At 52.1% G+C, this 8041-nt stretch carries 9 protein-coding genes; all 9 read right to left on the bottom strand.

Annotated elements, in window-relative coordinates:
- Nucleotides 1-855 (bottom strand): 3'-5' exonuclease (locus ABYW01_RS08720; protein WP_372832109.1); only part of this gene is annotated, 855 nt, incomplete at its 3' end.
- Between the two features lie 30 nt (nt 856-885).
- Nucleotides 886-1230 carry a hypothetical protein gene (locus ABYW01_RS08725; protein ID WP_372832110.1) on the bottom strand — a complete coding sequence of 115 codons (345 nt, stop codon included), beginning with the start codon at nt 1228-1230 and terminating at the stop codon, nt 886-888.
- A 39-nt stretch (nt 1231-1269) separates the two neighbouring features.
- On the bottom strand, nt 1270-2262 hold the full coding sequence (gene mvaD / locus ABYW01_RS08730) for a diphosphomevalonate decarboxylase (protein WP_372832112.1): 993 nt from the start codon (nt 2260-2262) through the stop codon (nt 1270-1272).
- A complete protein-coding gene (locus tag ABYW01_RS08735; RefSeq protein WP_372832113.1) occupies nt 2255-3196 on the bottom strand; it encodes a mevalonate kinase in 942 nt (313 codons plus the stop codon). Before ABYW01_RS08735 ends, mvaD begins: the two co-directional genes overlap by 8 nt.
- The gene (locus tag ABYW01_RS08740) at nt 3180-4175 is read right to left on the bottom strand and encodes a mevalonate kinase (RefSeq protein WP_372832114.1); all 996 of its coding nucleotides are present in this window, start codon (nt 4173-4175) and stop codon (nt 3180-3182) included. Before ABYW01_RS08740 ends, ABYW01_RS08735 begins: the two co-directional genes overlap by 17 nt.
- Nucleotides 4175-5341: a hydroxymethylglutaryl-CoA synthase gene (locus tag ABYW01_RS08745; RefSeq protein ID WP_372832115.1), complete on the bottom strand. Its 1167-nt coding sequence runs from the start codon at nt 5339-5341 to the stop codon at nt 4175-4177. Before ABYW01_RS08745 ends, ABYW01_RS08740 begins: the two co-directional genes overlap by 1 nt.
- A gap of 15 nt (nt 5342-5356) precedes the next feature.
- Nucleotides 5357-6385: a type 2 isopentenyl-diphosphate Delta-isomerase gene (gene fni, locus ABYW01_RS08750; RefSeq protein ID WP_372832116.1), complete on the bottom strand. Its 1029-nt coding sequence runs from the start codon at nt 6383-6385 to the stop codon at nt 5357-5359.
- Entirely contained in the window at nt 6385-7422 is a 1038-nt protein-coding gene (locus tag ABYW01_RS08755; RefSeq protein WP_372832118.1) for a hydroxymethylglutaryl-CoA reductase, read from the bottom strand. Before ABYW01_RS08755 ends, fni begins: the two co-directional genes overlap by 1 nt.
- Before the next feature lie 167 nt (nt 7423-7589).
- A partial coding sequence (locus ABYW01_RS08760) for a hypothetical protein (RefSeq protein ID WP_372832119.1) occupies nt 7590-8041 on the bottom strand: 452 nt, incomplete at its 5' end.

Genomic DNA, 8041 nt, shown 5'->3' on the forward strand with positions numbered 1-8041 from the left:
GAATGTGGCGCCTTTCATCGTATCGATACCATCCAGCACAATACGACCACTAAGACGGGCATACCACTTACCCTGTCCCGATTGATGCAGCTGCAGTGGTTGTTTGTCACGCCCCAGTAACAGCGGCATTTGTAGCGCTTCAGCCCGCTGATACAGTACCCGAAAGTCAAAACCCACGACGTTCCAGCCGATAAAGATATCCGGATCTTCCGCCCGCACTACTTCAACAAACCGTCTCAGCAAACGACGCTCATCCGGCACAAATTCGAGCCCCGGTTGATTCTCACCTTTTCCCGTCATCAAGACCAACTGCAAGTGATCGCTGTAGAGACCGATGGATAGAATCTTGTCCGCCCGCATGGTGGTCTCTAGGTCGATCGACAACACACTAAACTCAGGAACATAGTTACCGGGTTTAAGAAGGACCTGCTGATTACGCTGGTAAACCGTCACCGAACCCTGAATAAAGCGTTCCATCAGATACCGGTCAGCATGACGAATGTCCTCCTCCAACAGCGCAACCCCAGCACGCTGCAGGCGCTCTATCGCCTGCCGCTGAGACTTAAGAGAGGTCGTATACAGTGCGCTCACAGCGAGCTGATTCAGATCCTGAAGATCAACTTTCGCCAGCCGCCAACCTGATAACCCCGCCAAAGCGGTGCGGGCTGCATCCAGCTGTTCGTCATGAATGAAAAATACGGCTTCCTGCGCGGGAATATCAACGCTGAACGGACCATCGGGACCACAAATCCAGTAACGCAAGCAGATACCATCCGCCTGGTCGAGTTGCTGCCGGGTCAGCAAAAAGCCAGGTATGGGAGGTAAAGAAGAAGGAAAGGAGGCAGCATCGCTCATACTCTATACCACCTGAGTAATAAGACGTATTCAGTCACGCACGCAAACAACGTGATCAATATCGCTAAAACGATCAAAGCTGAGAATCTTAGATTTTGTGTTTGCGCCAAATGCATAGCCAAACATGCCCGTCCGACTCCAGTAGTCGGTCTGTTGATTGCTCAAAGCGCCACGATACAGCAAGCCGGTCAGCTCCAGCACGCTGGGGAGTCGGCCACCTTCAGCTTCACAATAGGCATACGCACCTTGCCAGTTGTATTCGGTCTCACCCGCTTCCCGATAACTCAGTTCAGCGCTGCTTTTTATCGCCAGCATGATGAATCCGGCCAGCACAACCACACCGGCAACCAGCAGGATCAGAATCCATCTCAACATCGGTCTGTGACTCCTTTCATCAACTACCCCTTGTCAGGTTCAGTTGGAAAACGGTGCAACCACTTCCAACTCAGGGAACGCTTCAAGCAACTCCGCTTCGTCCTGCTGCTGGAATAGCAATTTAATGTTCGGCCCGGCATCCATCGTGAAGTAGACCTGCAAACCTTGCGCACGCAGATCCCAGATCTTGTGCATCGCGGCTACCGATTCCGGCTGCCAATACAGCAGCGGCGGCCAGGATGCGATCATCGTCGCATGCATCGACAGCGCATTCTGCTCAGCGGTTTCACCCAATAGCATGAAATCCTGCTGCCCAATCGCCAGATGCAGTTTTTCCAGATCAGCTGCAGCTTGCAGCGGCCAGCTCTGATAAAGGTGAGCGCTTTCTACTGTACGCTGCATGCCCGCACGGGAATCCACTTTCTTTTCGGCTGTTGTGACCTTCACCAGGCCAATCCGCAGATCCGGCCACGGTTTATCCAATACGACCGCATGACTATCCATACCGTCATCGCGATGGCCCATCTGCCATTCAACAAAACCGGTAAAGATCGAGCGAGACGCACTGCCACTGCCCATTCGAGCACATGCCGATAACTCTGCATCCGAGAGATTAAGGTTATAAAACTGATTCAGTGCCAACATCAGCGCCGCGAAACCGGATGCAGACGATGCCAATCCTGCCGCCGTAGGAATATTGTTCTCTGTATTGACCAACACAGGCTGCGGCAGGTCACCGCGGAACAACGAAACAAATTCCACCACTTTGCGGGCAAATTTACTGTCAGCTGATTGTTCTATGCCGTTCAGCACCACGCGGTCTGTACCGGTATCAGACTCAGTCACGATGGTGCGAGAGCCCAGATGCGCCAAAGACACTGACAAACTGGCATTGATCGGCAGATTCAGTTCACGATCACGTTTGCCCCAGTATTTACATAGTGCGATATTGCTAGGGGCAAACGCTTCACCCCGTTCCCCAGCAACGATCGCCGCTGGCAACAATCCCTTTACAACATCAATCTTACGCATGTGTAACCTCAACCCCTTTGGCTGATACCGCAACCGGTATCTCTTCGTACGGCATATTTAACGTCGCGTCTGCACCTAATGCGATCACACAGTCCCCCAACCCAGAACCAGAGATCTTCACGCCCTGAATCTGATCGGAGCTGCGCAAGCGCCAGATCATGTCGGCAATGGTTTTATCACATACCCCTAAGGCATCCATCAACCCTTGATAGATGTCCATCAACTTACCCAGCTCTGCCCAACTCTGAGCCTGAATCGCGCTTTCCGCTGCAACAGTTACCTGATGCATTAGCTGATACAGCTCAGTATAGATCTGCGGCTGACTGGCACTGCGTGCTTCGACCTGTTTAAGCACATCCGGCGTACGGGTTTTATATCCGGCATAGAATAAACTGATTGGAGGAATGCCCTGCAAGGCTTCGATTTGGCGTGGCTGCACGGTATAACCGATCAGCCCACCGAATACGGATGCCACCAGATCGGTCCCGGACCCCCTTCCATCCTGCACCTCATGTACAACGGCGAGTGCGTGATCAAACAGGGTATCTTTATCAGGGGTCTCTCCCGTAGCGAAGGTCATCACCGCCGCAACCACCCCAGCAGTCACCGCCGCAGAGGAGCCTAATCCCACGGTGTGAGAAAACTCTGAACGGATTGTCAGGGTGAAACCGGTGGTCATACGGGATTGAAATCGCCGGATCACTGCCAGCACAAAGCTCAATCGCCCGTCCTCAATCAGCTGATCGAGTGAGGATTCATAGTTTGCCAGCGCTGAATCGATAATAATCTGGCGATCAGTTCGGGGCTGCAGACTGATATGCATGTACTTATCCACAGCACAGGCCAAAGCGCGATGCCCAAACAACACCGCGTGTTCTCCCATCAACATAATACTGCCGGGAGCAGATACCTTAATTTCAGATGCTACGGGCACCTTCTCTATCCTCTGTTAGAGATGAAATAGGATAACCATAAACGCGGCATAACCGGTCTACTTCGTTATACGAGCAACGATCAGGCAGGTAAGCCAGCACCAAACCACCTTGATCACCCCGATGAGCACCGGCGCCACTAATCTTGGCAGCACCGCCTAATTGCTCCAGTTGACTGATAAAATCCACCACGGGTTCAGGCACGACACCTATGCGCTGCAAAAGACGATGATTTTCCTGCAACAGCCCCATCAATGTATCCGGATCGTTGAGCGATGCGGGTATGGCTCCCGTAATGCCCGCAAATTCAGACCAGATCGCACTGTCCTCATACTTGGCACGCACCGCAGCAACACACTCACCCGTTGATACTTGTGGCCGCCCCGTATTGATTCGATACCAGCCCTGTCCTAAATGACAATCCAGACGCGCTACCTCGGAGTTCTGCACCTGAACCAAACCACCGTAAGTGACCGCCGCTGCGTCAATCGCACTGCCCCGCCCGTGTTGCAGGCGTTCGCAATAACGTACCAAACTAAAGCGCTCTGCCAGTGTGAGAGGCTCTGCACTCAACTGTTCAGCCAACACCAAGGTAGCAGCAATGGCCGCCGCTGATGAACCCATCCCTGCCCCGGTCGGCAATGTAGAGACCGTACTTAAAGTTCCTGAGGGAAGATTGGAAAAGTGAGACAAGGCGTACAGCAACAGCTCCTGCGGAGCGTCCAGAATCTGATCCACGGGTCGATCGCCCGTTTCAAATTCAGCGTAACGCAGATCCAGCCTCTGCTTCAGCGCTGCCAGTTGATCACAGGCAATAGAAAAGCGCTCAGCGTCACTCGTATTTAAAACAATGTATTGGGAAAGATCAGGGGAGAAGCGAGCCTGAATAGACTCGCCAACAGCCAATGCAATCGCGGGCGCCCCGTACACCACCGAGTGCTCGCCACTCAGGATGACCTTACCCGGGGCTACTGCATTCATCAGCTCGCGACGTATTCCCGCTTGTGCTGGCTGAAGCCCGCCAGACGGAAATGACCTTTGGTCACTTTCTCGATCGTCAGGTCAGAGCCATCACGCGGATCGGGATGGCGATACAGTTCGAGGTATTTCTCGTAGGAAACCTCTTCGCGGTTATCCAGCATCGCTTGGTGCTCAGTACAGTGCAGATATTTCTCATAACCTGCCACGACCGTACCGGAGAAGAATTCAGCAACACAACCAGAACCGTAGCTAAAGAATCCAATCTTGGTACCGGCAATGTTCTGCTTACAGTTTTCCAGCAGCGATGTCAGACCAATATACATCGACGCGGTGTAACTGTTACCGATAATGCGGTTATAACTCAGCGTGTCCGCGATTTGCGCTTCGATCTGCTCTGCGGTCATGTCTGCTTTGTTCAGTTTCGCCAGATGCTGATGCGCTTTCTGGGCCATACGGCTGAACGGCAGGTGATAACAAAAGTGGCTGAAATCGTCGAATGCCAATGAGCTCACTTCACGGAAGTTTTCCCAGGCTTTCTTCAGCGCACGCAGATAAATCTTAGTGGAGTACTTACCATCAACCAACGCAGTAGAACGGTAGTTCGGACGCCAGAAATCCATCACATCTTCAGTGTGATTACCCACTTCAGGGTCAATTTCCAGCAAACGAGGATTAGCAGAGATCAGCATCGCTACAGCACCGCAGCCTTGCGTCGCTTCACCTGGTGTATCCAGATCATAGCGGGCCACATCAGATGCGATCACCAATACTTTCTTTTCTGGCGTACGTGCAACCAGTGCACACGCCATCTGGATAGCAGCCGTCGCGCTGTAACAGGCCTGCTTCATCTCAACGACGCGACAGTTGTTACTCATACCTAAAAGACGGTGTACGTAGACACCCGCAGCTTTGGACTGATCGATACCGGTCTCGGTCGCGAACATCAAGGTACTAACAGCATCTGAGCCCACACGCTCAATCAGTGGCAATGCAGCATTAGCCGCCATTGTAACGATATCTTCGTCAGGCGCGGCCATACCCATCTTTTCCTGGCCGATACCTTCATAATACTTATCTGGATCCGTTTGCTGCACTTCTGCCAAGGTGCGCAGGTCCAGGTAGTAATTCGATGTATAGAAACTTATTTCGTCAATACCGACAGACATAGAACGTCTCGATCCTCAGCACTCTTCAAGAATCAGGGCCCGGTTCCGAAATAAAGCAGGAACATTCTGAGCACCCAGCAGAAACATAGCGGTGGTAAATTCACGGCGCATCCGTTCGATCTCCGTGATCACTGCGTCTGCCGATTCCATAGCCGGCTTCAGCAACGGCGCAGCGATACCACACAAAGAGGCGCCGAGTATAACAGATTTAGCCATATCAATCCCATCTCTGAGACCACCGCTAGCGATAAAGGCTGCACGGTCCTGATACGGCTCCGCCAGCTGCAGGGCTTTTGGCGTAGGAATGCCCCAATCCTGAAAACATAGCCCCAGATCGGAACCGTCTTTGCGTCGATGATGCTCAATACGGCTCCACGACGTACCGCCCGTACCCGCCAGATCAAAATATCGAATACCGGCAGACAAACCCAGCTCAATATCTGCTGGTGAGAGACCAGATCCCACCTCTTTCAGCAAGACAGGGACATCCAGCGCTTTCGCCAATGCCGCAATTTTTTGCTGTAAATTTGAAAAATCAGTATCGCCTTCAGGCTGCACAGCTTCCTGCAAAGGATTGAGGTGCAGGTATAGCCCATCCCCTTCCAGACATTGCACGGCCTCTTTGGCCTGCTCCAATCCCATACCATAATTCAACTGTACTGCACCGATGTTACCGATCAACACAGTCGAAGGAGCATACTGACGCAGGGAAAAGCTTTCGCGCGCATCAGGCGACGTAAACATCACGCGCTGAGAACCCACCGCCATGGCAACACCGGTCGCTTCTGCGGCAATAGCCAAGTTGCGATTGATGGTGTTCACCAATTCATGATCGCCGCCGGTCATGGAGGAGATCAGCAACGGGAAGCTCAGTTCTTTATTCAGAAACGTTGTTTGTGTATCAATCTCATCCAACGCCAACTCAGGCAACGCCCGATGAAGCAGGTGATAGCGATCAAAATAGCGCTGCTCGCGATCAGTCGACGGATCTCGCTCAATGGCGCGAATATGCTCGATCTTCCGATCGTTAGTAGGATCAGACATTAGCGTTCCAGCTTAATGTGAGCTTCCATCAACTCACCCGGGTTGGTCTGGGCAGCCAGCAGAGACAGCTCACCACACAGCACCGTGGCAGCACAAATTGCGGCCAAACGGCGGGAGTTCGCACCCGGCTCACGATCTTCCTTACAACCCAGGGCCCGCAAATTGTCTTCTACAAAATCCAGACCTTTACCGTTGCCAACAGAACCCACAATCAGGTTTGGCAACGTACAGGAAAAATACAGATCGCCATCACGTACTTCCGCGTGCACGATGCCTTGTGAACCTTCGATAATATTGGCGGCGTCCTGACCGGTCGCCAGATAAAACGCCAGCAACATGTTGGCATAGTGCGCGTTCGCACTACGCAAACCACCGGCAATCATCGTACCAATCAGGTTTTTCTTAATATTGAGATCAACCACCTTCTCTGGCGTCGTTTTCAGACGACGTTCACAGATATCACGCGGGATCAGGATCTCACTGACAACATATTTACCACGCCCCAGAATACCGTTAACCGCGGTGGCTTTTTTATCAGAACAATAGTTACCAGAGATCGAAGAGTAACGCAGCTGTGGATATTCACTCAACAACCACGGAATGATCTTGTCTGCTGCGTTGGTAACCATGTTGTGCCCGGATGCATCACCGGTGGTGAACTCAAGGCGCAAATAGATCAGGTTAGCCACAATCTGACTGTTCATCTCAATCAGTTTGGCAAAGCGACTGGAAGTGGCCACAACGGCCTGCAGATCATCTCGACGAGACTTGATGGATTCGACAGCCAACATTGCCGCCGTCGCATCATCGGCTTCCAGCAAAATCGAACGCGTCATGCGCTCATCAATGACAGTGGTTTTGATACCATCTTCAACCAAAGCAGATACCCGCGCACCACGACCAACAGACGGCCATAACGGGGTTTCATAAGTCGCCAGCGGGACTGAAATTTTTTCATCCAGAACCGGACCACTGATTTTCAGCGGACCTACATTTCGCATAGGAATGGGAGCTTGCTGGATTTTATGTGCTTTCATAGCTTATCAACGCTTAGAGTTGGGCAAAGAGACACCAGATAGAACGCCCGCTGGATAAAATTCTGGCTGGCGGCGATTTTAGCTACCTGACTGCCTGAATGCAATTAGCCCAATCGTTCATACGGATTTAGATCAAGCAGTTATAAACAACCAGCTGATGCTTATCATCAAAGTGTTTCCGGAAGCTGACGATCCAGTTCAGCACACCGCTGCGCTAATGTACGGTAGCGTGCTTGCTGACGAGCAGACAGCTCCCCGAAGCGAACCTTCGCCAATACGGCATCACAACGCAGCAGTGCTTCCATGTTACCACGGGATCTTCGTGCGACCTCAATGCCGGCCTGCACCATATTCAACGCGATCCCCACATGTCGCGGCAACATTTCATGCGCCTGAGCGAACAACTTAAATGCTTGCTCAAATTCGCCTTTTTTAAAACACAGCATGGCCCGAAGATTAGCTTTCCCCCAATGCAAGGTAACCATCACCGTCGCCAGCACTTTTTTGTATTCAGCCACCTCAGAAGATAAAGCGCTACCATTTGAGGCATCCACGATGGAATCCAGCCAGATACACTGCACCTCTTTCTCCAGCTGCTGAAACATCGCCCATGCATCCC

The organism is Pontibacterium sp. (genome assembly GCF_041587635.1).
Classification (GTDB): domain Bacteria; phylum Pseudomonadota; class Gammaproteobacteria; order Pseudomonadales; family Balneatricaceae; genus Pontibacterium.